The following is a 23,138-nucleotide window of genomic DNA, read 5'->3' on the forward strand; positions in this document are numbered from 1 at the left end:
CTCAGGGCTGATAGGGCGGCGCTTCGCCCCAACCCCAGTGCGGCATCGGCGCTTTCAGCGGCGGCGTGGCGTCGGGCTGGGAGTTCGAGTGGGCGAGCCGGGTGCCCCATTCGATGTAGGCGAAGAACGCGGAGCGGAACTCAGGGTCGTTCGGCATGCCCACCTCGTCGGCGGCGTCCATGAGCAGATTGATCCAGCGGCGGCGTTGTGGCTCGGTGATCGCCTTGCCGAGGTGCTGGCGGACCATATGCGCGTAACCACCGCGGTCGGTGCTGTAGGCCTCCGGTCCGCGGAAGACCTCGGCCAGCCACATCGCGACGTATTTCGGATGTCCCGGATCCATGCCGGCGAACAACGGGCCGACCAGCTCGTCCTTCAGGACCTCGCGATAGAAAACTTCGGTGAGCGCCTCGAAAGCCGCTGTGCCCCCGGCCCATTCGTAGAGAGTGGGCGTTGCCTCCGTCATTATTGAACTCCGATCCACAACGGCATGGCACTAATCGAACATGCGCCAGCATAATGGCCGCAGCCGGAGGAGGCCGAGCGGTTTTTCTTGCCGGAGGGCCCCGCTCGAGTGCGGTGAGTGGGGCTCAGGTCCGTCGTTGGTGCGCGGTCAGTTCCACTGGGACTGGGTGCGGGTCCGGCCCGAGGATCCGGTGTTCGCCATCGCCTGCAGGTCGTCCAGGAACCGCTCGACCGCGTCGGACTTGATCTGCGGCGATTGGACCTGCTCGCGCACGCTCTCGGTGGTGTGCGTCATGACCTGCTTGGAGAAGTCGGCCTTCAGATCGCGGATCAGCTGCCTGCGCATCAGCTCGATCTGGTCGCGGCCCTGCTTGCCGACGCGTTCGACCTCGGCGGCGGCGGTTTCCCGCATCTTCACCACGATGTCTTCGGCGTCGGCGTGCGCGTCCTCGAGCAGTTGGGCCAGTTCGGCTTTCGCCTCGGCCATGCCCTCGTCGTAGACCTGCTTGGCCTTGCTCAGCCGGGCGGCCGCCTGCTCGTTCTCTTCGATCTGTTTGCGAATGTCGCCCTGCGCCTTGGCCATTATCTTTTTGACCCACGGCACAATGTATTTGATCATGAACCAGACGATGATCGCGAAGCCGAACAGCTGGCTGAAGAACACCTGCCACTCGAAATGGATCTGGTAGATGCCTTCGGCAAGGATGTCGCTGCTAGGAGTCATGACGACGCCCGTCCTGTCTGCCGGCCTCGACTTGTCTCGGCCCGCCGCTCATCATCGACACCGACCACGCGGTCGGCCAGCGATCGAGCCAATGGCTCGACCGTCTCGCGCAACTCCGCGGCGATCTGATCCGCTTGTGCCCGCAATTGCGCCTCGGCTTCGGCGACGATGCCATTGGCTTCCTGCTGCGCCTGTCCGCGCATCTCCTCGAGAATTTCCCGGCCCTCGGCTCGCGCCTTGCTCCGGATCGCGGCCGCTTCCGACCGCGTCTTCTCGAGTGCCGCTTGATGCTTGGCTTCGGCCTCGGCGAACAATTGCCTCGCCTCTTTGGTCGTCGCCAGGGTCTCTGCGGCCCGCTCTTCGCGTTCCTCCAGAACCTTGCGGATCGGCGGAACCACGAAGAACCAGATGACGCCGAGCACGATCAGGAAGATCAGCAACTCGACGAAAAAGGTGCCGTTGGGGATGAGGAAGTTCTCCGCGGCAACTACATCGGTTCTCGGAGACATACCCGGTTACTTGCCGGGAGTCGCGAATACGAAAAGGGCCATGAAGGCTAGATTGATGAAGTACGCCGCCTCGACCAGACCGACGGTCAGGAAGAAGATGCCGCGCAACCGACCCTCGGCCTCCGGCTGCCGGGTTACACCATTGATCAGCGCCGCGCCGGCCAGGCCGTCACCGATGCCTGCGCCGATGGCGCCGCCGGCCATGATGATGCCGCCGCCGATGAGGGCGCCCTGGATGATGGACGCGGTGGTTGGGTCTGCCATTTTCTACTTCCTATTCTCGGATGTGGACTCGATCGGCACCTCGCCGATCAGTGGTGTTCGTCTTCCAACGACATCGACTGGCTGAAGTACAGGACGGTCAGCAGCGAGAAGATGAAAGCCTGAATTGCGCCGACGAACAAGTCGAACAGTTTCCAGACAGCATTGGGACCCCAGCTGATCCAGAAGGGGAACAACGTGATCACGGAGAGCATCACGCCGCCCGCGAACATGTTTCCGAACAATCGCAGGGACAACGAGAGCGGCTTGGCGATTTCCTCGATGACGTTGATGAACACCATCGGGCCCCAGCCCGTATGTCCCTTCAGCAACTGCTTGACGTGACCGAACGGGCCGCGCCGCGCGATGCCCGCGGACTGATAGGCAATGAAGACGAACAAGGCGAGTGCGTAGACGAAGTTGACGTCCGAGGCCGGCGGCGCGAGCAACTCGCCGTCACCGATCTGCACCGGCAGCACCGACAACCAGTTCGACAGCAGGATATAGACGAACAGGGTGACCGCGAGCGGCAGCGCGAACGGCGCGACCTTCATGCCGATGGCGCTTTCCACCTGACTGCGCATCTGGATGGTGACGGCCTCGAAGAACAGCTGCACGCCGTTCGGCACCCCGGAGGTGATCTTCAGGCGCAGGAAGAAGGCCAGGCCGAGCACGATGAGCGCGGCGACCGTCGTCGACACGATGGTGTCGACATTGAAGGCCATACCGAAGACGTGCGCGACCGCGTGGTGGCCGACTTTGATCTTCGGTTCTTCCGCGGGGGCCTCTTGGCCGAGCAACGTGACGCTCGAGGCCAGCTGGGCAAATGAAATGGCTGGGATCGTCATGGCGTCTGGCGAAGCCCTTTCAATTCAGGCAGGACAGTGTTGAGGACCAGGGCGACTTGAAAGAGGGCCAAGCCGAAGAAGATACCGACGCCATTGGGGCGAGCAAGGAATGCCACCAGGAGGGCGACGGCGGTAATGCCGAGCAGTCGTAGCGCGGAGGAACCTACCAAACGCTGCTTGCTCGGCGCTTCGGAACTGGCAATTCGGGTGATGGCCCACAACGTGAGTTGGGCATTCAACCAACCGACCGCGAGTCCGGCACAGATGAAGGTACCCAGCAACAGCCGGTCGATCAGCCCGGTAATCCCCAGGGCCAGCACACCCAGAGCGATCGCGGCAATGGCCGCGCGCCGTATTTGGATCTTATTCACGTCCACACCGACACCGCCCTCGCCCATACCCCCACCTCATAGTGGGGGACGTGATGAATCGATAGCATACACATGCCAACCACCCTGCGTGGCAAGGTTTTTGATCTTTCTTGACTTGATCTTGAAATTGGTTACAGACATCATCTGGTTACTTTGGCGAACCGTTCTTCGCGCACGTGTGGCGCCATTCCTGAAGTCCCGCAGAGCCTTTGCGAAGCGAGCTGACGTGGGAAAACTCCGTCACCCACGGAATCGGCTCGTACGCGATCGATGATGCCGGGTTCTGCGTGCGAGGAGTATAGCCACAGGATCGGTGAATCGGCGGCAACATAGCGACTTTCGTCAAAGGGCTTGACAATGACGTGTCACCGCAAAGTTTCGATTTGTCCCAACTTATGTTATTTGTCCGATTTGTCCGAATTAAGGATGCTGATTACTTGCTGCCGATATCCGCTTGATCGGCCGATCGCGGTAAGTCCGCTCGGGCAAGTGCACAAACAGTGGCACTACCCGTCCGTGCCGAAACCGCTAGCAAGATCGACAAACTGGGGAACCGGCACCATTTCGAGGACTGCGGCGCTGTGAGTCCTCCCAGATCTGCGCATGACCCGTGTCCGGCCGCATACCTGCGCGTTCGATGGGCATTCGAAGTTGAAGAGACTTCGAGTAACAGAGAGAAGTTCGCGATGAGGGCTGAGTTCGCGGTGCTGGCAAAGGGTTCGGAGGGCGGCGGGGCCGCGTTGAATCAGGTCATCGGGTTGACCGCCGCCGCGATCGTGATCGCCGCGGTGCTGTTCTGGCTGGCCTATCTCCATCGCACCAGACGGATCACCTGGCTGAAGAACGCCGCGGATCGGCTCGGGCAGTGGGGAAACCGGCCCGGCTGGGTCGCGCTGCCGCTCGCGCTGTTCATCACGACCATCCTCACCGCGCTGTTCGGCTTCATCTGGGATGTGAGCCTGCACATCGGTAAAGGGCGCGACCCCGGGCCGCTGGCCAATCCGGCGCACTACTTCATCTTGGTCGGACTGTTCTTCCTCTTCATCGCGGGGATGCTGGCGGTGATCCTGCCGCTGGACGAGAAGCCGGGTCCGGCGGCGATCCGGATCACCCGCACCTGGCACGCGCCGGTGGGCGGGGTGCTGATGGCGGCGGTCGGGTTGTACGCCCTGATCGGCTTTCCGCTGGACGACATCTGGCATCGGTTGTTCGGCCAGGACGTCACGCTGTGGGGGCCGACGCATCTGATGTTGATCGGCGGCGCCGGGCTCTCGCTGGTCGCGGTGCTGCTGCTGGAGTTCGAAGGGCGGCTCGACCGGCCCGATCCGGATCGCGTCGACGGTCCGTTCCTCTGGGTGTTCCGCTCGCTCGCCTTCGGTGGCCTGCTGATCGGATTGTCGGTCTTCCAGGTCGAATTCGACTTCGGCGTGCAGCAGTTCCGGCTGGTCTTGCAGCCGATGCTGATCGTCGCCGCGAGCACGATCGCGCTGATCTCGGCGCGGTACACGCTCGGGCGGGGCAGTGCGCTGGTCGCGGTGGTGTTCGCGTTCCTGGTCCGCGGCGTGGTCGCGGTGCTGGTCGGGCCGATCCTCGGCGAGCCGCACAACGTGTTCCCGCTGTACCTCGGCATCGCGGTGGTGGTGGAGCTGATGGCGCTGCTGCCGCTCATCGACAAGCCGCTCTGGTGGGGCGCGCTCACCGGGCTGGCCGCCGCCACCGCCGGGCTCTGGCTCGAATCGCTATGGGTCGACGGCATGTTCGTCGATCGATGGCCGACGGGTATGTGGCCGGAGCTGTTGGTCACGACGGTGCCGGTGGGTGTGGCCTGCGGGGCGCTCGGCGCGTTGCTCGGCCTGGTCCTGCGGGGTGAGCCGCTGCCGCGGCCCGCGCTGCGCCGCGGTCTCGTCATCGCGACGGTGCTGATCGCCGCCGCGGCGACGGCGAACGGCTTGCGCATCGACGTCCCCGAGAACGCTTCCGCGGCAGTCCGATTGCAGGATGCCGAACCGGTGAACGGTGGTCGGATGGTGGCCGCCGAGGTCACGCTGAGCCCGGCGGACCTGGTGGGCGACGACCCGGAGTGGGTGCAGCTGCTCGCCTGGCAGGGCGGCGTCGGTTCCGAGCGGCCGGGACGGGGGTTGGTGATCGATCAGTTGCAGCGGGTCGGGGCGGGCCATTACGTCAGCACGAAACCCGTCCCGGTGTACGGGAACTGGAAGACGGTGCTGCGGTTGCAGGACGGCCGGATGCTGACCGGCTTGCCGGTGTACCTGCCGAAGGATCCCGGTATCGATGCGGAAGAGGAACCCGCGCTCAACGAGTTCACCCGGCAGTTCGTCTCGGAAACCACGGTGCTGCAACGGGAGCGCTCGTCCGACTATCCGTCGTGGCTGTTCACCCTGGCGTCGTTGATCGTGCTGGTCTGTTCGCTGGCAATCATCTGGGCGCTGGCCTGGGGCGCGGCCCGGATCGACCTGGCCTACCGGGCCGACGTGCGCGCGGAGCGGATGGCGCAGGCGGTCCGCCGATGAGCTACGCCCAGGACGTCGACGTGCTCGCCAGTCATTCGATGCTGCTGGCGATCCCGGCATTCGTGCCCGCGCTGGCGGTGGTCGGCGTCATCGTCGGTATAGCTATGCGCGATCGGCGGGCCGAGCGGCGCGAGGCCGAGCAGTCGGGCAGCGATGCCGCGGTAGCCGATCCGCTCGATCGGGAGGAGAACCGATGATCCGGGCAGTCCGAACCGGTGTCTGTGCCGCCTTGCTCGTTGTGCCGGGGATGGTGACCGCGTGCGGCTCGTCGGTCGATTCGCCGGCCGCGCGAACCTCGGCGAGTGTGTCGGTCGACGTCTCCGCCGAGGTCACCATCGCGGTGCGAATCGCGGGCGGGTCGGTCACGCCGACGAACATCAGGACCGAGGCGAGGCAGTTCCAGCCGATCGTGATCAAGGTGGACAGCGACGCGGCCGACGAACTGCACGTGCACTCCGAGCCGAGCCAGACCTTCGCGGTCGAACCGGAGGCGGGGCAGGAGTTCCGGTTCATCGTCACCGTGCCGGGGCGGGTCGATGTCGAACTCCATCACGCCGGTAAGACGGTGACCACGCTGCTGATCCGGCAGTGACCCGGTCGCTCGCGCATGGGCTCAACGGGTCGGCGGATCTGCCGATTCCGCTGACCTACGCGCTGATCGGCGCGGCGTGGGCGTTGACGTTCTCGTTCGCGATACTGCTGGTGGCCTGGCGGCGGCCACGGTTGGATCCGGACTCGCCCGGACTGTTGTTGCCGTCCGGTTTGCGGGCGGTGATCGATTCCCGGGCGGTGCGCATCATGCTCGCGCTGGTGGGCGTCGGGGCCGCGGTTGTGGTCGGCCTGGTCCTTGTGCTCGGATCCGCTTCGCCGCAACGTAATCCGATCCCCGGGGTGTTCTATATCTACCTCTGGGTCGGAGTGATGCTTGCTTCGCTGATGGTCGGTCCGGTCTGGAAGATCGTCTCGCCGATGCGGGCGCTGCATCGGTTCGGCTGCTTCGTGCTGCGCCGCAATCCCGAAGACGGCGTTCGCGAGTACCCGTCCGGCTGGGGGTGCAGGCCGGCGGTGCTGGGCCTGTTCGCCTTCGTATGGCTCGAACTCGCGTCGCCTGATCCGGGTTCCGTTGCGGCGGTGGGCTATTGGCTGCTCGGGTATCTGGTGGTGACGCTGACCGGTCTGGCGTTGTTCGGAACGACCTGGGCCGAGCGCGGCGACCCCTTCGAGGTGTACAGCAGTCTGCTGGCGCGACTCAGCCCCCTCGGCCGCCGCCCTTCGGGTGAGTTGGTGCTGCGCGCACCGCTGCACAATCTGGCGGGGACGCCGGTGCTGCCCGGATCGGTGGCGCTCGCGGCGACGCTGCTCGGCTCCACCGCCTTCGACAGTCTTTCCGCGCTACCCGGTTGGCGGAATCTCGTCGATTCGCTCGGCGGCGGTTCGGTTCTCGGCGCGACGCTGGTCCGCAGCGTCGGCCTGTTCACCGTCATCCTGATCGTCGGCACGGTCTTCACGATCGCCGCGCGGGCGACCGGTGGTCTCGATCGCGACGAACGAGCCGCGCTCCCAGGGCTATTGGCGCACAGCGTCACGCCGATCATCGCCGGTTACATCGTCGCGCACTATCTGACCTTCCTGGTGGAGAAGGGGCAGTCCACGTTGTTGCTGTTCGCCGATCCGTTCCAATGCGGTTGGGACATCGGCGGATTGGCGCACTACCAAGTGCAGTACGTGCTGTCCGACCATCCGACGGTGCTCGCCACCACGAAGGTGCTCGCCGTGCTCACCGGCCACGTCCTCGGCGTGACCGCCGCCCACGACAAGTGCTTACGGCTCCTGCCGCCCGCCCATCGCGCCACCGGCCAGCTGGCACTCATGCTGGCGATGGTCGGCTACACCTTCACCGGCCTGTACCTGCTGTTCGGCGGCTGATCACCCGGGAACGTACGGTTCACCGTCGGCCTTCGGCGGCCGCACCTGCCCGACCGCGCCCGCCACGGCGATCACCGTCAGCAGGTACGGCGTCATCTGCAGCACCTCGGTCGGAATCGGCGTCGCGAGCACCTGCAACTGACCCTGCAGGGCCTTGGTGAAACCGAAAAACAGTGCCGCGCAGGTCGCGCCGAGCGGATGCCAGCGACCCATGATCACCGCGGCCAGCGCGATGAACCCGTTGCCCGCGGTCATCTCCTTGGTGAAACCGCCGGTGGAGCCGATGGTGAAGTACGCGCCGCCGAGCCCGGCGATCGCCCCCGCGAGCAGCACGGCCTGGTATCGGACGCGCAGCACCTTGATCCCGACGGTCGCGGCGGCGCGCGGATGCTCGCCGACCGCCCGCACCCGCAGTCCCCACCGCGTCCGGTACAACACGAACGCGAGCACGACGACCGCGACGACCATCGCGTACACCAGCGCGGTCTGATCGAACACCGTCGGCCCGATGATCGGGATCGAGGACAGCACCGGAATCGCCAGCGGCTGCATGGTTCCCGGATTGTTGAACCGGGCCGGGCCGTCGGTCAGATTGGTGAACTGGTCGAACAGGAAGCCGGTGATGCCGGTCGCGAACACCACCAGCACGACGCCGAGCACGATCTGATTCACCAGATAGCGGATGGAGAACACCGCGAGCAGCCAGGCGACGAACACGCCCGCCACCACCGCGGCCACCGCGCCGACGAAGAAGCTGCCGCTGACCGTCGCGATGATCGCGGCCGCGAACGCGCCGGCCAGCAGCTGACCCTCGATGGCGATATTGATGACGCCCGCGCGTTCACAGAGCACGCCCGCGAGCGCGCCGAGGATCAGCGGCGTCGACAGGGCGAGGGTGCCTTGAATCTGGTTGGTGAGCGGGAAGATCTTGCCCGAGGCGGCCCAGCACACGAACGTCACCACGAACGCGATGCCGAACACGGTGAACAGCACGGCCGCCCACCGCCCGGTCAGGCCGCGCCACAGATGGGCGATCGCAATCGCGAGGGTGAGCACCGACAGCAGCAACGCCGCGGGCTTCGCGGGCACGTCGAGATCGGACGGACCCGCGGCATCCGGTGCGCCCAAACGGAAGTCGACGGTGCCCGACTTGGTGAACACCGCGAGACCGACCGCGGTGACCGCCAGGATCAACAGCAAGATCCCGAGGCGGAGCCGTTGCTGATGCTTCTCCGGCGATTCGAGCCCGCGGGCGGCACCGGTCGTGGTCGTCACCATCAGTTCCACCCCTTCGCGAGGACCGCGTCCGCGCGCTCGGCCCGGATCCGGAAGACGGTGCGCACCAACGCCGGCGCCGCGACCAGCACGACGATCACCGCCTGCAACACGGTCACCAGGGTGAGCGGGGTGCCGGTCGCCGCCTGCATCTCATTGCCGCCCGCGTTCAGCGCGCCGAACAGCAGCGCCGCGTACACCGTGCCGATCGGACTACCCCGGCCGAGCAGCGCGACGGTGATGCCGTCGAAGCCGAAGGAGCCGGCGATGCCGTTGGTCAACGGGAGATCGGTGCCGAGCACCTGCTGCGCACCGGCGAGCCCGGCGAGCCCGCCCGCGATGAGCATGGCCAGCACATACGCGCGGCCGACGTTCATGCCTGCCGTGCGCGCCGCATCGGGATTGGCCCCGACCGCGCGCAACTGGAAGCCCAGCGTCGATCGGGACAGCAGCCACCACACGAACCCGGCCGCGGCGAGGGCGACCAGCAGGCCGAGATGCAGCCGGGTGTCGCCGAATCGGGGGAACTGCGCGGTCTCGTCGACCACCGGGCTGATCGGCTCGTTGCGGCCCGGCCGCTGCAACCACGAGGTGGTGAGCAGCCAGGTGAGCGCGTAGAGCGCGACGTAGTTGCCCATGATCGTCGAGATGACCTCGTGCGCGCCGGTGCGCGCCTTCAACAGCCCGACGATCCCGCCCCACAGCGCGCCACCTACGACCCCGGCCACCAGCGCGACCACCACATGCAGCACCGGCGGCAGATGCACCGCGAAACCGACCCAGCCGGCGAACAGCGCACCGGCGATGAGCTGACCCTGCGCTCCGATATTGAACAGGCCGGTGCGGAACGCGAGCGTGACCGCCAGCCCGGTGCAGATCAACGGTGTTGCCGCGACCAAGGTTTCGGCGATCTGATGCTTGCCGCCGAACGCGCCGAGGAACAGCGCCCTATACGTGTCGCCCACCGCGGTGGCCGCCGCCGACACCGTATCCATCGGCCGCGCAAAGAAATAGCCGAACGCGCCCGTCACGTTCGGATCGCTGACGATGATGAGCAGCGCGCCGACCACGAGCGCGAGCACCACGGCCAGCGCGCTGACGATCAGTTCGCGCACCCAGGGCCGGTTCAGCCCACCCGCCGCCCGGCCGCCACCCCGCATCGAATCGCTCCGCGATGCCTCAGCCACTGTGACTCCCCGGATGCGCCCCGGCCATCATCAGGCCGAGCTGGTCACGCGGGGTGTCCGGGCCGACGATGCCGACGACCCGGCCGCGGTACATGACGATGATGCGGTCCGAGAGCGCGTAGATCTCGTCCAGCTCGGTCGAGACGATCAGCACCGCGGTGCCCTGATCCCGTTCGCGGACAATGCGTTTGTGCACGAACTCGATCGACCCGACGTCGAGGCCGCGGGTGGGCTGGCCGGCGATCAGCACCTCCAGCGGACGGGACAGTTCCCGGGCCAGCACGACCTTCTGCTGATTGCCGCCGGACAGGGTGCTCACCGGGTCCGCGATGGAGCGGGTGCGGATGTCGAACTCCTCGATCCGTTGTGCGGCATTGCGTTTCACTGCCGACGGGGACAGCACGCCGTGCCGGGAGAACTCGGGCCGATCGATCAGATCCAGCACCAGGTTCTCGGCGACGCTGAACGTGCCGATGCAGCCGTCGTGCGAACGATCCTCGGGCACATAGCCGATGCCCGCGTCCAGATGCTGGCGCGGCGACCGGCCGACCACCTCCCAGCCGCCGACCGTGATCGCGCCCGCCACCGGCGTCCGCAACCCGAGCAGCGCGCTGACCAGTTCGGACTGGCCGTTGCCGACAACGCCGGCGATGCCGACGATCTCGCCGCCGTCGACCCGGAAGGACACCTTGTCGACCACCACCGATCCGGCCGCGTCCACCACGGTCAGATCGGTGACGACCAGGGTGGGCCCGGTCGGCGCGGCGGGGGTCTTGGCCACCACGAGCTCGACCGACCGGCCGACCATCAGTTCCGCGAGTTCGGCTTCGGGAGTGGCGGGTTCGACGGTTCCGACCACCGCGCCGCGGCGGATGACGGTGATCCGGTCGGCGATCCGGGTGACCTCCTTGAGCTTGTGCGTGATGAAGATGATCGACGTGCCGTTCGCGGCGATGGAGCGCAGCACCTCGATCAGTTCGTCGATCTCCTGCGGGGTGAGCACTGCGGTCGGCTCGTCCAGGATCAGCACCTCGACGTTGTTGGCCAACGCCTTCAGGATCTCCACCCGCTGTTGCTCGCCCACCGAGAGATCGGCCACCAGTGCGTCCGGATCCACCGGAAACCCGTAGCGCTGCGACAACTCTCGCACCTGGGTACGCGCCGCGGCGCGATCCAGCACCGCGAATCCCTTGGTCGGTTCCCGGCCGAGGATGATGTTCTCCGCGACGCTGAACACCGGCACCAGCATGAAATGCTGGTGCACCATGCCGATTCCGGCGGCGATGGCGTCGCTGGGCGACAGGCAGGTGACCGCCTTGCCGTCCAGCAGGATCTCGCCGTCGTCGGGCTGGAGCAGCCCGTAGAGCATGTTCATCAGCGTGCTCTTGCCCGCGCCGTTTTCGCCGAGCAGGCAATGGATTTCGCCCGGCTCGACCACCAGGTCGATATGGTCGTTCGCCAGTAAGGCGCCGAATCGTTTGGTCAGACCGCGTAATTCGAGCCGCATATCGCTCCCGTGTGACGGCCGCGGCTCACTTGGCTGCGGGCTGGGCCTTCGACGTGAGGGTGATCTTTCCGCTCGCGATATCCGCGGTGAGCGCGGTGATCTCGGCCTTCAGCTCGGCCGGGATCACCGCGTCGAACTCGTGGTACGGGGCGAGACTGACGCCCTTGTTCGCCAGCGTGCCGACGTAGGCCTGGTTGCTGAACTGCTTGTTGTAGGCGTCGGTGATCGACTTCGTCACCGCGACGTCCATCAACTTCTCCACGCTGCTCAGCAGGGACGAACAGTATTCGGCGGCGCTCACGCAGCCGTCGGTGTCGACCCAGATCGCGGTGACCTTGCCGCCGGAGGAGTGCGCCGCCTCCAGCGCGCCCAGGCCCGCCGGACCGGCCACCGGGAGAATGATGTCGGCGCCCTGGCTGATCAGATCGTTGGCCTTGGTCTTGCCGATGTTCTTGTCCTGGAAGTCATTGGTGATGACGCCCTGCTGGGTGGCCTCGTCCCAGCCGAGCAGCTGGACCTGCTTGCCCTTGGCCTTGTTGTAGTACGCGATGCCCTCGGCGAAGCCGTCCATGAAGATGGCGACGGTGGGAATGTTGATCCCGCCGAACGTGCCGACCTTGCCGGTCTTCGTCTGCGCCGCGGCCAGATAGCCGGCCAGGAACGACGGCTGGGCCGAGTTGAAGGTCAGGCCTTGCAGGTTCGGCAGCGGCGGGTTCTTCGCGGTGTCGGTGTAGGCGTAGTCGACGATGGCGAAGTTGATGTCCGGGTTGGCCTTCGCCGCGGCGTAGGTGGCGTCGCCCTGCTTGAAGCCGATCGTGACGATGATGTTGCACTTCTGCCGGACCATCGTGTTGATGTTGGTCGGATAGTCGTTGTCCGACTTCGACTCCAGCTGGGCCTTCGAGATGCCGAGTGCGGCGACCGCGTCCGTGACCCCCTTGAAGGAGGTCTGGTTGAATGACTTGTCGTCGAACCGGCCGGAGTCCGACACCATGCAGGCCTTGAAGTCCTTGGCGCCCGCGTCGCCGTTCTTGCCCTGCTCGGACGGCGGACTACCGCACGCCGCCACGGTCAGCACGAGCACACCGGCAGCGGTGAGGGTCTGCGACAACCTACCCATTTTTGCCTCCTGAAACGCGATACCCCGCAACCCAACTCACCGAACCTGCCGAGAGAGTGCAGTGGTGGAGGGGAGTTTAAGACGCGGAACCGATCTTGGCTCGGTTTCCGCGTCATCGGGACAATCGGGACAGGGCTAGTCGCTCGCGAGGGCCGAACGCAGGATCAGGACGGTGACCTCGCTGGGGGCGAAGACGCGCAGTTGGGGACCCCAGAAGCCGGTGCCGCGGCTGGTGTAGAGCTGGGTGTGCTCGCCGTGGCGGCTGAGTCCGGCGACGACGGGCTGGTCGAGACGGACCAGGTAGTGGAAGGGCCAGATCTGGCCGCCGTGGGTGTGGCCGGAGATCTGGAGCGCGACGCCTGCGGCCGCGGCGGCGGTGATCTGCTTGGGCTGGTGGGCCAGCAGGACGACCGGCAGCCGCGGGTCGGCGCCGGCCAGGGCGGTGGGCAGGTCGGGTCCGTGGCCGGGCAGGCCGACGCCGGTGGGGTCGTCGATGCCGGCGATGATCAGCCGGTCGCCGCCGCGGGTCACCGTCTGGTGCTGGTTGTGCAGCGGCTGCCAGCCGATCGAGGCCATGTGGTCGATCCAGCCCTGGGCGTCGCCGAAGTACTCGTGGTTGCCGGTGATGTAGAACCGGCCGAGCGCGGCCTCGACCTTGCCGAGCGGGTCGACCTGCGGGTGTCGCTTCGCCACCGAACCGTCCGCGAGATCGCCTGCGTGGCAGGCGATGTCGGGGCGCTGCTGGTTGACGACCGCGACCACCTTCTCCGACCAGCGCAGCCGGTCCAGTGCGGCGAAGTGGGTGTCGGTGACGACCACCATGCGCAGTCCGTCGAGGCCCCGGCCGAGGCCGGGGATGGACACCTCGACCGTGCGCACCCGGGGCACGCGCCGCGCCTCGACGATGCCCCAGGCCACCAGGGCGATCGATACCGCGAGCACGCCGATGGCGACGATGCGCGAGCGGTCCGGATCGTGCACGCCGCCGACGGCCAGGCCCAGTCCGGCGATGTTGCCGATCACCGACCAGCTGAACACCACCCACGCGATGCCGAGCAGCGTGTCGCCGACGATGGACGCGGCATCCGATTGCGCGGGGCCGTGGCCGAGGAACATCGACGCGGGCAGTGCGAGGAAGGTCAGCGCGAATACCGCGGTGCCGAGCCAGAACAGCGGGCCCGCGCCCTCGGTGGGCGCGCCGACCAAGGTCCACCACGGGACCAGGAACAGGATGGCGGGGATCGCCAGGAACAGGGCAACGCGGGGCACGTATTTCAAGAGACCATCCTCGTCGGCGCGGGTGTGCTTCGCGCGGTCCCTCCGCCCGGCGCGGGCGCTCTCGACGATAACAGCGCCGACGGGGCTGCTCGGCGGCGAACCACACCGCACGGTCTGTGCGATGTGGTTCGGGTCGATTCGGGTCGGGTCAGCAGGAGCCGCTGCCGCTACCTCCCGTGCCGGGTGCGCCTGCGACCAGGCCCGCCCCGCCGCTGCCGCCGTTGCCACAGGCGCCGAGCACGCCGGTGCCGGTCTTGGCCCCGCCGTTGCCGCCACCGCCGCCGGCCCCGCCGGTCCCGAGGACGCCGCTGCCGCCGTTGCCGCCGCGGGCGCCCGCGCCGCCGTTGTTGTTTGTGCCGGAGGCGTTGCCGCCGTTGCCTGCCTTGCCGCCGCGGCCGCCGGTATCGACGGAGACAGCGTTACCGCCGAGGCCGCCCGCGCCGCCGGCCGCGCCTGCCGTGCCGGATCCGCCGGTAGCGCCCGCGCCGCCGTTGCCGCCCGCGCCGCCTGCCCCGCCGGAGCCGCCATTGGGTCCGCCGAGCCCGCCGAGGCCACCGGTTCCGCCGGAACCCATGACGCCGAGTCCGCCGCTGCCGCCGATACCGCCCGCGCCGCCCGCGCCGCCGCCGAAGCCCGCGCCGCCGTTACCGCCGGTGCCGCCCGGACAGTTCGCGGTGCCGGGGCTGCCGTTGCCGCCGACGCCGCCGGCCGGCATGGAGGCCGTGCCGTCCGCGCCGTTTGCGCCGTTCATGGCGTTGCAGACGGCGAAAGCCGGTGGGGCGATGGCGATCATGGCGCCGGTGGTCAGGATGATGCCGCCGAAGAGCGCGGCGATGCGAGTGCGTGCTGTGCGATTGTTGGTCATGATATTTCTCCTATGGAAATGATGCGCTGAGGTCGAGATGAAATCGGCCTTGGATGGCGCGCGTTCTCGATTTCTCCGCTTCGGCGCGAAGTGAGGTGAATGCGCGGCGCGTCACGGCGCATTCACCGGCCCGCCGTCAATGGACGAGTCAATTACTCGCCGGTTTCGTCAGCGATGTGTTCGGGCTGGAACTGCGCGGTGGACGTGGCTGTCGCAGAGTGTGGGCTGTCGAGTGTAATCCGTTGCTGCCGAGGCTGTTACGGATGACCGCAGCGCGTGGTCATCATCGCTTGGGAACGCTTCGGCGTCGGAAAAGAAGCACTGACATCTGCGAACATTCATCCATGCTTTGACTCATCTGCCAGCAGTGGACATCGGTCTGATGTCGCCATGGGCTGGAGCAGCAAATTCAGCCTACGCCATTTCGGCGTCGATTACTACGAAGGTCATGTCATGTAAAGCGGTTTATGGATTTTCACATTTACATTTTCCGGAAATGGATAGAATATTGCTTCCGGCGTCGGCAAATTCGGGCCGGTGAATCCGGTTTGGGGGATGGTCAGCGCCAGCCGCCGCCGGACACCGGGACGTTGATCCAGCTCGGGGCCGTCGGATCTAGCTCGATGTGTTCGGGGCGTAGTTCGGTGGCAAGTGCCGCGCGCGCCGATGGGAGGTAGCGGTCGTGTTGTAGGCCGAAGACGTCGACGCGGAGGCGATGACCGGGGGCGAGGACCGCGTCGGTGTTGTCGATCGGGATGTCCAGCACGGTGGGTTGTCCGGGGACGACCGGCGTCGGCGGGGTCTCGATGCCGAGCAGGTAGGGGGTGGTGTAGACGCCGTTGCCGGACTTGCCGCTGCGCGAATCGTCCACGGCGCGTTCGGAAGACAGCACCGCGCCCGCGGCGATCTTCTGCGAGCGGCCGTCCGGGGCGACGTCGGTGACGGTGATGCCCCAGTAGCCCTCCGGCGCGTCGGTGATCGTGGTGAGGTGCACCGCCATCGGGCCGGACAGGACGGTCGGCTCGGTCACCGGATCGGTGGTGAAGGTGGCCGCTTCCCCCTCGGCGAATCGGTTGTCCCGGGTGCAGCCGGGGCCGAACACCGACCCGGCGCCGCCGGTGGCTTGGGCGTCGGCGAGTGAGCAGAGCGCGCGCAAACCGGGCGCGACAGTGAAACGTCCCGGCGTGACACCGGGATTCGGCGTCAGGCTACCGTCGGCGACGGCGTGCGCGGCCGTGCCGGACGGTTGGGCCGACAGGTACAGCTGCTGGTACTCCGAGCCCGCCCGTGGGTACTGGTCCGCCGCGACCCAGCCGGCGCCGAAGCTGTTCAGGGTGACCGTGGGATACCGGTCTATGCCGTTGTCGAGGTCTTTCAGCCAGCGATCGAACCAGGCGCGTTGCAGGACATTCAGCCGTGGCGGGGTGCCGGGCTTGCCGAGGCCGACCCCGGCGTTGATGTGAAAGGCCTGATCCATCATCAGTTTTCGCTTGGCGGTCGGCACGGTCATGCCGTTGTAGAACGCGGGTCCGGCGCGGTCGAAGATGTCGTTCCAGCTGGCGTAGATGAACGTCGCGGCGGTGGCCTGCTCCGGGGTCGAGCTGCGGTCGGCCCAGGTCGCGCCCTCGTTGATCGGATCGCCGAGCAGCGCGAGTTGCAGGTAGTCGATGAGGGGAGTTGCCGCGTCGCCCAAGCGATCTCGCAGCCACTGGAGGTCGAGTCCGGTGGTCAGCAGATCGGCAAGCGGCGGAATCAGCCGTCCGCCTGCGGCTCCTACCTTGTACGCCGGGACATAACCGTTGGACAGTGTGCCGCCGTTGGTCGCGAAGCGTCGCGAGAGCTGGTCGGCGCCGTACACGTCGAAGACCGCCGCCAGGCCTGGGATCGCGTTGCCTGCCGCTTGAAAGGTGTTGGTGGCCAGGTACGACGTGCCGACCATGCCTGCCAGGCCGTTCGACCAGGGCTGCGCGGCGGCCCAGGACAGCACCTCGGCCGTGTCCTGCTGCTCGCGTTCGCTGAACGAATCCATCCGGCCCTGGGAGGCGCCGGTGCCTCGAACATCCACCAGCACCTGGACATAGCCGTTCTGCACGAGATCGCGGTTCACACTTGCGGATTCGATCGCGCCGCTGTTGAGGGCGTCGGTCAGCGCGTCGATGCCCTCCAGGGGAGTGCCCGAAAGATCCACCGTGGCAACGAGTTCGCGGAGCATGGGCGCGATGACCGGCAGGTTGGCGGCGATGTCGCCCAGGTAGTGGCCGAGCTTGCTGTACGGCGTGAACACGAAGACGACCGGGAGTTCCGCGTCGATCGCCCGTCCGCCGGCGTCGGCGGGGCGATACACGTCGGCGCGCAGGGTAATTCCGTCGCTCATCGGCACCCGTACGTCGCGCTCGACGGTCATTTGCGGGTAGAGATCCGGCCCGTCCACGGACCGGGCCCAGTTCTGGGCTTCGGCGCCGCCGGTCAGCGGGAGGTCCTCGGGAAGCGCCGTGCCGTGTCCCGCGCCGCCGACCGCCCCTGCGGTCAGCAAGGTGACGGTCATCAGGAGCGCCTGTACGACAGGCGATTTGCGGCGGGGCCATGCTCTGGTGCCAGGTGTCAGCGTCCTCATCGGATGGCCTTCCGTTCGTTCCTGATCCTGCAACCAGGATAGGGAACGGTTATTCTCTAAATGGGTGTTTCGGCGATTGCCGGGAATGTTGTTCGCGTGCACAAAGAGACGCGTCGGCAATCGGTTCGGTGCACATTTTTAGTCTGGCGCAATAGGTCTCGGCGTTGCCGGATGTCCGGATGGTTAACGGGGAGTGGTCGGCGCGGCGCTCTTCTGTGACAACTATTACCGAGCGGGCGACCCCTTTCTTGTTGACACACCATAAATCACGGCCATAGCGTGACGCTCTATTGCTTTCTCGCGGACGAGGTATCGGTACGATGAATGTTCGACCAGCTGTGCTACCGCGCCTGTCCAGAATTGTTCTCGGAGTGGCTGTTTCGGTGTGGATGCTGAACGTTGTCATGGTGTCGGCCAACGCCGACCCTGATGCGCAGGATCTGGACACTCTGTTCGGTGGGATGGGGTCCCACCAGGTGATTCAGACCGCCGCGACGGTGGACTGCCCCGGACCTGGGGCGCTGAGCGGTGAGAACATGGTCGTTCCGCGCCGCTGTCAGGGCACATTCCCGTTCGGATTCGGATCGCCGGTCGGAGTTCAGTATTACTATCCGGCGGATATCGATCGGTCGGGTAAAGCCCCGGCGGTCGTCTTCACTCCAGGAATCCTGGCCGATCCAGGGTTCTACGACGCGATGTTCAAGCAGTGGGCCAGTTACGGATTCATCGTGGCGGTGTCCTTCGATTACGTCAACACATTGTCGGAAATGCAATTCGTCGGTATCGGTGGGTTGAAAGAGCGTGACCTGGATCCGGGCTCACCCCTGGCGGGGAAGGTCGATTTCAGTCGAATCGTGTTGGCCGGTCAGTCGGCGGGCGGCGGCAGCGCATTGCTCGCTGCGAATATTGCGCCGCGATTCCGCGCGCTCGACCCCACCTTCCGCGTGGTCGGCTCGCTGGCCCTGGAGCCAGGTCCGTTGGCGCCCACCGACTTCGTGCCCACACCGACGCTGATCATTCAGAACGCCAGGGACTCGGTGGTGCCCGCAGGCTGGTGGGTGGACTGGTACCAGTACCCGGGACTGAACGAAGCGCCCGCCTACGTGGCCACCCGTAAAGCGGTGACGCACACCGACGTAGAGAACGCGCTGCTCGCCCTGAACGGTGAACACAGCCTCGCGCTGGCCTGGCTCCTGACCATCGGCATGGGAGATCCGGTGGCAAGTCATTTCTTCGTCGGCCAGGACTGGAAGCTGCCGGGCGAGCCGAACTACGCGAACGTCCGGCGCAATCCGAAGGCGGACCGATGGTAGTTGGGAGAGGTACGGCGATGAGAGACACAGTGATTCGAGTTCTGGCGGTGCTGAGCATCGCTGCCGCCTCGGGTATCGCGGCGCTGGCCATCCCGGCCGGCGCGGAAACCTCCGTCGGCCCATTCACGATCGCGGGGCCGATCGAGCAGACCTTCCGCGAAACCGGCGGCCAACGGGCCTGGGGCGCACCGCTCGACGACGCCCGCGGCACCGCCGACGGCGGGCAGTTCCAGCGGTTCGAACGCGGTGTCTTCTACACCGAACCGAACGTCAACGGCGGCAAGGCCTATGCGGTGAACGGACCGATCCTCGCGAAATGGGGCGAACTCGGCTGGGAGCGTGGCGCTCTCGGCTATCCGACCAGCAACGTCTACCACCTGTCGACCGGAGGCTTCGCCATCCCGTTGATCGGCTACTTCGGCGACACCCCCGGCCGGTGGAGCAAGTTCCAGCACGGCGTGATCTATTGGACCGAAGCCACCGGCGCGCACCCGGTCTCCGGAGCCGTGTACGACATCTGGAGCAAGACCGGATACGAAAGCGGCGCTTACGGATACCCGGTCGATGACGAGTATCAGCTCGCCGATGGCGGTGTGGCGCAGCATTTCCAGCGCGGAATCATCACTGCCGAGCCATAGTCCGGGTCATCAGCGCGTCAGCCGCGCGCCCCACCTGGTCTGCACGGTAGCTCCCGGAGTCAGCCGGATCAGGCCGTCGCCGCTCTGAAACGCGTTGGGCGGGCAGGTCATCGGCTCGGCGGCGAGGCTCGTTCGCTGCCGCGACGGGGCGAGGGTGTCGGCGGTGAACAGCTGGAGCACCGGATAGGAGTCGTCGACCCACAGCTCGGCCACCGCGCCGTCCGTGCCCCGCAACCGGACCCAGGCCCGGCCCTCGTCGTCACGGGCGAGATCGGTAAAAGGATGGTCCATCGTCAACTCGCCCAACGGCTTCGGCGTGGCGAAGTCGAACGGCGTGCCGGGCACGGATTCGGTGCCGATCGGGAGTTGCCGCTCCGGATCGGTGCGGATCCGCGTCGCGGCGTCGAAGTGCAGGACCGCGGCATCGATGCGGCCCTCGCCCGGGGAGAGATAGGGATGGTGGCCGCAGCCGTACGGCGCCTCGGTATCGCCGAGGTTGGTCGCGGTGGTGGTGACCGTCAGACCGGCGTCGGACAGCGCGTAACAGATGGCGACGTCGAGATAGAACGGGTAGCCCTTGCGCGGGTGCAACGTGGTCCGCATGGTGACCTCGTTCGGCTGCGCGTCGGTCGCCCGCCACGGCCGCCAGCGCAGCAGCCCATGAATAGCTGTGTGCTTCGCCGGCTCGGTCAGCGCGAGCTGATGCTCGACGCCGTTGAAGCGATACTTGCCGTCCGCCAACCGATTCGGCCACGGAATCAACGCCGCGCCGCGTCCGCTGTCGGCCATCATCTGCACGTCGTACGGTTCTAGCACGTCCCGGCCACCCACCCGGAACTCCCGGATGCCGCCGCCGACCTCGACGATCACGGCCCGCTGGTCGCCGTGGCTGATCGAGAACTGCTGTCCGGACGGTGGCGGAGTCATAACCGTCGACGCTACCGTCGCCCGCTCGGCCGCCCTCGGCCACCGTGCTGTTCTACCGGATCCGCCGCCGGCCCGGAGTTTGCTGAGAAGTTCCGGAGCGCCGCCGGAGGATGTCGATGCGCCAATGGAAGTTGTGTCTTCTCAATGCTTTTCGTGAATGCTACGGTCCTTCGTTGCGGGTGTGTGGTGCTCCCGTTATCCGCAGGGGAGCTCAATGGGCGACATCTTGAAGGCCGATCTCGACGCGCTGCGCGGACTCGGCAAGGCCCTCACCGGACGCGCGACGACCATCGCCGGCATCAAGATCGGCGAGCAGACGACGATGCCGGATTCGCCGGTCCAGCAGGCCATGGCAAGCGTGGGACCGGCCGCGCTCGCGGCGTTCGGCGCGGTCGGGAGCAATCTCGAACACATGGCGGCGGTCACCAACTCCGGGGTGAAGGCCTACAGCGACGTCGAGCACTTCTTCGTCGAGCAGTTCGGCAAGATCGTCCCGCCGCGTCCGCACCGGGGGCAGGAATGACGACGACGATCAGTCACGTGCGCAAATGCGTGCCCGCCACGATGGTCACCTACGGCACCCAACTCGCCACCCGCACCGGCGATTTCGTGCGCCAGGTCGAGGGCATGGGCCGCGACGTGGACGCCGTGGCCGACGGCTGGAAAGGTGAAGCCGCCTCGGCGGCGGCGGTGCGCGCGGTCGGCGAGAAGCTGTCGGGCAACTACATCGACGAGGTGGCCGGCCGGATCGCGCAGTACTTCGCGTCCTTCGGCCTGCAACTGGACCTCACCAAGACCTCGTTGCTGACCATCGTGGACAACGAGGCGGCCGCCGCGGGCATGAAGGTCGCGGACAACGGCACGGTCACCGCGCCCAAGTATCCTGGCAGCCCGTTCCTCGCGAGCATCATGCAGACGAAACTCGACAACCAGGCCACCGCGTTCCAGACCAGGATCCAGGCCCTGCTGAAGGCCTTCGCCGAGGACGAGGACAAGGCGGCCGGATCCATCAACAAGGGGGTGGAAGGCCTGCAAACCCTGGCGAAGACCCCGGGCGCGCCGATGCCGCAGCTGCCCCCGCTGGAGCCCCTGCATTCGACCGACGGCCGGTACGAGATCGGGCCGCCGCACGCGCCGAACCTCCCGCACGACGACACCTTCCTCTACAACACCAAGGAAGGCGGCTTCGATGACTGGCTGAACAAGCAGAAGTGGCAGGCGAAACTGGCCGCGGGCGAGGCGTTCACCGGCCTCGACGACGCCACCTCGCTGTACCGGCACTACTGGGACAACGACGGCAAGCCGATGAAGTTCGACTACGACGAGGCCTACAACGAGGACCCGTCGATCAAGCAGGCGGTGGACTACGAGATCGGCCGGTCCGCGGCGGCCGCCGACCAGTTCGTCCGGGCCGGCAACAAGAACTTCCAGATGAACGGCAAGCCGATCGGCGTCGGCAGCGATCCCAACGCGCCGTACCCGAAGACCGAGAACTGGCAGAAGGCCGTCGGCGGCTACCAGCAGTACAGCCATTCGAATGTCCGGGTCGAGGGCAATCGCGTGATCATGGACGTCACGGTGGAGGCCCAGGACTACTACAACTTCGACAAGGGCAAGTCCGACATCGGCACCGGCGCCTCGGACGCCGAGAACGGCCGGTTCGCCGAGATCGGCTGGGCGAAGCCGTTCGAATCGCACGGCAGCCTCACCCGGACCGTGTCCTGGGAGGTCGGGCACCCGCCGTCGAGCGCGACCGTGGACAGCGGCTCGGATCCGGAACGCAATCCCGGGCGCGAGGATCGCTCCGACAACCGGTACTCCGGCGACGGCAAGCGGCTCCCGGACAACGACCGCGACACCGGCCGGGCGCGGCCGAAATAATGACGCCCACAAGAACTTTGGTCAGCGCGGCCGTCTCGGCCGCGGTACTCGCGGTGGTCGGTTGCAGCTCGCCGTCGCCCGACCCCGCCCGCCAGGAAAGGACCAGCCAGGTGGCCGACGCCGTCCGCTCCGACCCCGAAACCTTGATCAAGTACTTCCCGCTCATCGGGCACCCGACGTCCGTCTCGTGGATCGGCTGGAACAACTCCTCCGGCGTTCCGGGCCCGACGATCTATTGGGTCGACGCGATAGTGGAACTCGAGCCCGCGACCGCCGCGGACCTGCGCAGCCGGTACGCGCCCACCGAGTCCGTCGCCGCGCCGACGCTCAAAGACGGCCTGCAACAAGCGGTTCCGGCCGCGACCTACGCCACCGGAGCGCAATTCGACGCCGCGCTCGGCGGTTCGGCAGAGTGGGGCGGCACGGCGCGCGGATACCTGCACCCGGATCGGCCGCTGCTGGTCTTCCAGGCATCGGCCGGCGGTTGATCATGGATCCTTCGCACGACGAGCTGGGCCTGAAAGTCCAGCGCGCCCAACACGAATTGGCCCAGATCCGCGGTGTCGGCAAGGTCGACGGCGTCCGCGTCGAGGTCGACGCCGAGAACCGCCTCGTCTCGCTCAGCGTGCCGAACGCCGAGCGCATCATCGCCGCCTACGACGCCGCCGTCCTGGACATGCAGCCGCACATCGAAGAAGCCATGCGCGAACTCACCGAGGACCCCCAGGTGAGCTCCGCCCGAATCTTTGCCGACGCCAATTCCGCCCGCCTGGAGGCCGAACGCCGCGAACAGGAGGCCCACTCCACCGGCAGCGCTCTCTTCGATTCGGGCTGGTGATCCGGCGGCCGCGTTCTCGGCAGATAAGGCCCAGGTCATCGCGTGTGGCATAGTGTCAAC

Annotated in this window: 24 protein-coding genes; 10 read left to right on the top strand and 14 right to left on the bottom strand. The window is 66.8% G+C overall.

From position 1 onward, the window contains the following. Position 1: 1 nt before the first annotated feature. The 6 genes from AB0M22_RS01620 to AB0M22_RS01645 all read right to left on the bottom strand — a co-directional run bounded on the left by AB0M22_RS01620 (position 2) and on the right by AB0M22_RS01645 (position 3,205). On the bottom strand, positions 2-466 hold the full coding sequence (locus AB0M22_RS01620) for a group II truncated hemoglobin (RefSeq protein WP_364719664.1): 465 nt from the start codon (positions 464-466) through the stop codon (positions 2-4). Between the two features lie 147 nt (positions 467-613). Further along, a complete protein-coding gene (locus AB0M22_RS01625) occupies positions 614-1,189 on the bottom strand; it encodes a hypothetical protein (protein WP_364719666.1) in 576 nt (191 codons plus the stop codon). Continuing rightward, positions 1,186-1,698 (bottom strand): F0F1 ATP synthase subunit B, encoded by a 513-nt coding sequence (locus AB0M22_RS01630; RefSeq protein WP_364719670.1) that lies wholly within the window; start codon positions 1,696-1,698, stop codon positions 1,186-1,188. The genes AB0M22_RS01625 and AB0M22_RS01630 overlap by 4 nt, the downstream gene beginning before the upstream one ends. 6 nt (positions 1,699-1,704) lie before the next feature. Beyond that, complete coding sequence (locus AB0M22_RS01635) at positions 1,705-1,962, bottom strand: F0F1 ATP synthase subunit C (protein WP_040742384.1); 258 nt, start codon at positions 1,960-1,962, stop codon at positions 1,705-1,707. Between the two features lie 47 nt (positions 1,963-2,009). Continuing rightward, positions 2,010-2,684 carry a F0F1 ATP synthase subunit A gene (gene atpB / locus AB0M22_RS01640; protein ID WP_364721596.1) on the bottom strand — a complete coding sequence of 225 codons (675 nt, stop codon included), beginning with the start codon at positions 2,682-2,684 and terminating at the stop codon, positions 2,010-2,012. 119 nt (positions 2,685-2,803) lie between these two features. Then, positions 2,804-3,205 carry a hypothetical protein gene (locus tag AB0M22_RS01645; RefSeq protein ID WP_150407825.1) on the bottom strand — a complete coding sequence of 134 codons (402 nt, stop codon included), beginning with the start codon at positions 3,203-3,205 and terminating at the stop codon, positions 2,804-2,806. Between the two features lie 659 nt (positions 3,206-3,864). Between AB0M22_RS01645 and AB0M22_RS01650 the strand changes: the two genes are divergently transcribed. Genes AB0M22_RS01650 through AB0M22_RS01665 form a run of 4 tightly spaced genes read left to right on the top strand, consistent with a single transcriptional unit; the run spans position 3,865 to position 7,635 of the window. Next, positions 3,865-5,709, top strand: a complete 1,845-nt coding sequence (locus AB0M22_RS01650) for a hypothetical protein (protein ID WP_364719675.1) — start codon at positions 3,865-3,867, stop codon at positions 5,707-5,709. Next, on the top strand, positions 5,706-5,906 hold the full coding sequence (locus tag AB0M22_RS01655) for a hypothetical protein (RefSeq protein WP_364719678.1): 201 nt from the start codon (positions 5,706-5,708) through the stop codon (positions 5,904-5,906). The genes AB0M22_RS01650 and AB0M22_RS01655 overlap by 4 nt, the downstream gene beginning before the upstream one ends. Further along, complete coding sequence (locus AB0M22_RS01660; RefSeq protein WP_364719681.1) at positions 5,903-6,301, top strand: hypothetical protein; 399 nt, start codon at positions 5,903-5,905, stop codon at positions 6,299-6,301. The genes AB0M22_RS01655 and AB0M22_RS01660 overlap by 4 nt, the downstream gene beginning before the upstream one ends. Next, positions 6,298-7,635 carry a hypothetical protein gene (locus tag AB0M22_RS01665; protein ID WP_364719684.1) on the top strand — a complete coding sequence of 446 codons (1,338 nt, stop codon included), beginning with the start codon at positions 6,298-6,300 and terminating at the stop codon, positions 7,633-7,635. The genes AB0M22_RS01660 and AB0M22_RS01665 overlap by 4 nt, the downstream gene beginning before the upstream one ends. Here AB0M22_RS01665 and AB0M22_RS01670 read toward each other — a convergent pair whose 3' ends face one another. From AB0M22_RS01670 to AB0M22_RS01700, 7 genes are all read right to left on the bottom strand, one after another. After that, entirely contained in the window at positions 7,636-8,913 is a 1,278-nt protein-coding gene (locus AB0M22_RS01670) for an ABC transporter permease (protein ID WP_364719686.1), read from the bottom strand. Continuing rightward, the gene (locus AB0M22_RS01675) at positions 8,913-10,097 is read right to left on the bottom strand and encodes an ABC transporter permease (RefSeq protein WP_364719689.1); all 1,185 of its coding nucleotides are present in this window, start codon (positions 10,095-10,097) and stop codon (positions 8,913-8,915) included. The genes AB0M22_RS01670 and AB0M22_RS01675 overlap by 1 nt, the downstream gene beginning before the upstream one ends. Next, a complete protein-coding gene (locus tag AB0M22_RS01680; protein ID WP_364719693.1) occupies positions 10,090-11,604 on the bottom strand; it encodes an ABC transporter ATP-binding protein in 1,515 nt (504 codons plus the stop codon). The genes AB0M22_RS01675 and AB0M22_RS01680 overlap by 8 nt, the downstream gene beginning before the upstream one ends. Positions 11,605-11,629: 25 nt before the next feature. After that, positions 11,630-12,724 carry a BMP family ABC transporter substrate-binding protein gene (locus tag AB0M22_RS01685; RefSeq protein WP_364719696.1) on the bottom strand — a complete coding sequence of 365 codons (1,095 nt, stop codon included), beginning with the start codon at positions 12,722-12,724 and terminating at the stop codon, positions 11,630-11,632. Between the two features lie 135 nt (positions 12,725-12,859). After that, positions 12,860-14,002 (bottom strand): metallophosphoesterase, encoded by a 1,143-nt coding sequence (locus AB0M22_RS01690; protein WP_364719699.1) that lies wholly within the window; start codon positions 14,000-14,002, stop codon positions 12,860-12,862. A 148-nt stretch (positions 14,003-14,150) separates the two neighbouring features. Next, positions 14,151-14,867, bottom strand: a complete 717-nt coding sequence (locus AB0M22_RS01695; RefSeq protein ID WP_364719701.1) for a hypothetical protein — start codon at positions 14,865-14,867, stop codon at positions 14,151-14,153. 559 nt (positions 14,868-15,426) lie between these two features. Next, positions 15,427-17,412 (bottom strand): CocE/NonD family hydrolase, encoded by a 1,986-nt coding sequence (locus tag AB0M22_RS01700; RefSeq protein WP_364719703.1) that lies wholly within the window; start codon positions 17,410-17,412, stop codon positions 15,427-15,429. 440 nt (positions 17,413-17,852) lie between these two features. Between AB0M22_RS01700 and AB0M22_RS01705 the strand changes: the two genes are divergently transcribed. Both AB0M22_RS01705 and AB0M22_RS01710 read left to right on the top strand, forming a co-directional pair. Further along, positions 17,853-18,794, top strand: a complete 942-nt coding sequence (locus AB0M22_RS01705) for a hypothetical protein (protein ID WP_364719706.1) — start codon at positions 17,853-17,855, stop codon at positions 18,792-18,794. A gap of 17 nt (positions 18,795-18,811) precedes the next feature. Next, on the top strand, positions 18,812-19,432 hold the full coding sequence (locus AB0M22_RS01710) for a hypothetical protein (protein ID WP_364719708.1): 621 nt from the start codon (positions 18,812-18,814) through the stop codon (positions 19,430-19,432). A 9-nt stretch (positions 19,433-19,441) separates the two neighbouring features. On the opposite strand, the gene AB0M22_RS01715 is transcribed toward AB0M22_RS01710, so the two are convergent. Then, complete coding sequence (locus AB0M22_RS01715) at positions 19,442-20,359, bottom strand: aldose 1-epimerase family protein (RefSeq protein ID WP_364719710.1); 918 nt, start codon at positions 20,357-20,359, stop codon at positions 19,442-19,444. A 214-nt stretch (positions 20,360-20,573) separates the two neighbouring features. Here AB0M22_RS01715 and AB0M22_RS01720 point away from each other — a divergent pair, with 214 nt between their 5' ends. The 4 genes from AB0M22_RS01720 to AB0M22_RS01735 are packed head-to-tail and all read left to right on the top strand — an operon-like array spanning position 20,574 to position 23,078. Then, positions 20,574-20,882 carry a hypothetical protein gene (locus tag AB0M22_RS01720; protein ID WP_364719712.1) on the top strand — a complete coding sequence of 103 codons (309 nt, stop codon included), beginning with the start codon at positions 20,574-20,576 and terminating at the stop codon, positions 20,880-20,882. Beyond that, the gene (locus AB0M22_RS01725; RefSeq protein WP_364719715.1) at positions 20,879-22,240 is read left to right on the top strand and encodes a hypothetical protein; all 1,362 of its coding nucleotides are present in this window, start codon (positions 20,879-20,881) and stop codon (positions 22,238-22,240) included. Before AB0M22_RS01720 ends, AB0M22_RS01725 begins: the two co-directional genes overlap by 4 nt. Beyond that, on the top strand, positions 22,240-22,728 hold the full coding sequence (locus tag AB0M22_RS01730) for a hypothetical protein (protein ID WP_364719717.1): 489 nt from the start codon (positions 22,240-22,242) through the stop codon (positions 22,726-22,728). The genes AB0M22_RS01725 and AB0M22_RS01730 overlap by 1 nt, the downstream gene beginning before the upstream one ends. 2 nt (positions 22,729-22,730) lie before the next feature. After that, positions 22,731-23,078 carry a YbaB/EbfC family nucleoid-associated protein gene (locus AB0M22_RS01735; protein WP_364719719.1) on the top strand — a complete coding sequence of 116 codons (348 nt, stop codon included), beginning with the start codon at positions 22,731-22,733 and terminating at the stop codon, positions 23,076-23,078. Positions 23,079-23,138: the final 60 nt, after the last annotated feature.

Source organism: Nocardia sp. NPDC051756, assembly GCF_040681495.1.
Lineage (GTDB): Bacteria > Actinomycetota > Actinomycetes > Mycobacteriales > Mycobacteriaceae > Nocardia.

What these genes read in the sequence shown, in the direction of transcription:
- AB0M22_RS01620 (WP_364719664.1), bottom strand. Translation starts at nt 466, where the DNA reads ATGACGGAGGCAACGCCCACTCTCTACGAATGGGCCGGGGGCACAGCG.
- AB0M22_RS01625 (WP_364719666.1), bottom strand. Translation starts at nt 1,189, where the DNA reads ATGACTCCTAGCAGCGACATCCTTGCCGAAGGCATCTACCAGATCCAT.
- AB0M22_RS01630 (WP_364719670.1), bottom strand. Translation starts at nt 1,698, where the DNA reads ATGTCTCCGAGAACCGATGTAGTTGCCGCGGAGAACTTCCTCATCCCC.
- AB0M22_RS01635 (WP_040742384.1), bottom strand. Translation starts at nt 1,962, where the DNA reads ATGGCAGACCCAACCACCGCGTCCATCATCCAGGGCGCCCTCATCGGC.
- atpB (WP_364721596.1), bottom strand. Translation starts at nt 2,684, where the DNA reads ATGGCCTTCAATGTCGACACCATCGTGTCGACGACGGTCGCCGCGCTC.
- AB0M22_RS01645 (WP_150407825.1), bottom strand. Translation starts at nt 3,205, where the DNA reads ATGGGCGAGGGCGGTGTCGGTGTGGACGTGAATAAGATCCAAATACGG.
- AB0M22_RS01650 (WP_364719675.1), top strand. Translation starts at nt 3,865, where the DNA reads ATGAGGGCTGAGTTCGCGGTGCTGGCAAAGGGTTCGGAGGGCGGCGGG.
- AB0M22_RS01655 (WP_364719678.1), top strand. Translation starts at nt 5,706, where the DNA reads ATGAGCTACGCCCAGGACGTCGACGTGCTCGCCAGTCATTCGATGCTG.
- AB0M22_RS01660 (WP_364719681.1), top strand. Translation starts at nt 5,903, where the DNA reads ATGATCCGGGCAGTCCGAACCGGTGTCTGTGCCGCCTTGCTCGTTGTG.
- AB0M22_RS01670 (WP_364719686.1), bottom strand. Translation starts at nt 8,913, where the DNA reads ATGGTGACGACCACGACCGGTGCCGCCCGCGGGCTCGAATCGCCGGAG.
- AB0M22_RS01680 (WP_364719693.1), bottom strand. Translation starts at nt 11,604, where the DNA reads ATGCGGCTCGAATTACGCGGTCTGACCAAACGATTCGGCGCCTTACTG.
- AB0M22_RS01685 (WP_364719696.1), bottom strand. Translation starts at nt 12,724, where the DNA reads ATGGGTAGGTTGTCGCAGACCCTCACCGCTGCCGGTGTGCTCGTGCTG.
- AB0M22_RS01695 (WP_364719701.1), bottom strand. Translation starts at nt 14,867, where the DNA reads ATGACCAACAATCGCACAGCACGCACTCGCATCGCCGCGCTCTTCGGC.
- AB0M22_RS01700 (WP_364719703.1), bottom strand. Translation starts at nt 17,412, where the DNA reads ATGACCGTCACCTTGCTGACCGCAGGGGCGGTCGGCGGCGCGGGACAC.
- AB0M22_RS01710 (WP_364719708.1), top strand. Translation starts at nt 18,812, where the DNA reads ATGAGAGACACAGTGATTCGAGTTCTGGCGGTGCTGAGCATCGCTGCC.
- AB0M22_RS01715 (WP_364719710.1), bottom strand. Translation starts at nt 20,359, where the DNA reads ATGACTCCGCCACCGTCCGGACAGCAGTTCTCGATCAGCCACGGCGAC.
- AB0M22_RS01720 (WP_364719712.1), top strand. Translation starts at nt 20,574, where the DNA reads ATGGGCGACATCTTGAAGGCCGATCTCGACGCGCTGCGCGGACTCGGC.
- AB0M22_RS01725 (WP_364719715.1), top strand. Translation starts at nt 20,879, where the DNA reads ATGACGACGACGATCAGTCACGTGCGCAAATGCGTGCCCGCCACGATG.
- AB0M22_RS01730 (WP_364719717.1), top strand. Translation starts at nt 22,240, where the DNA reads ATGACGCCCACAAGAACTTTGGTCAGCGCGGCCGTCTCGGCCGCGGTA.
- AB0M22_RS01735 (WP_364719719.1), top strand. Translation starts at nt 22,731, where the DNA reads ATGGATCCTTCGCACGACGAGCTGGGCCTGAAAGTCCAGCGCGCCCAA.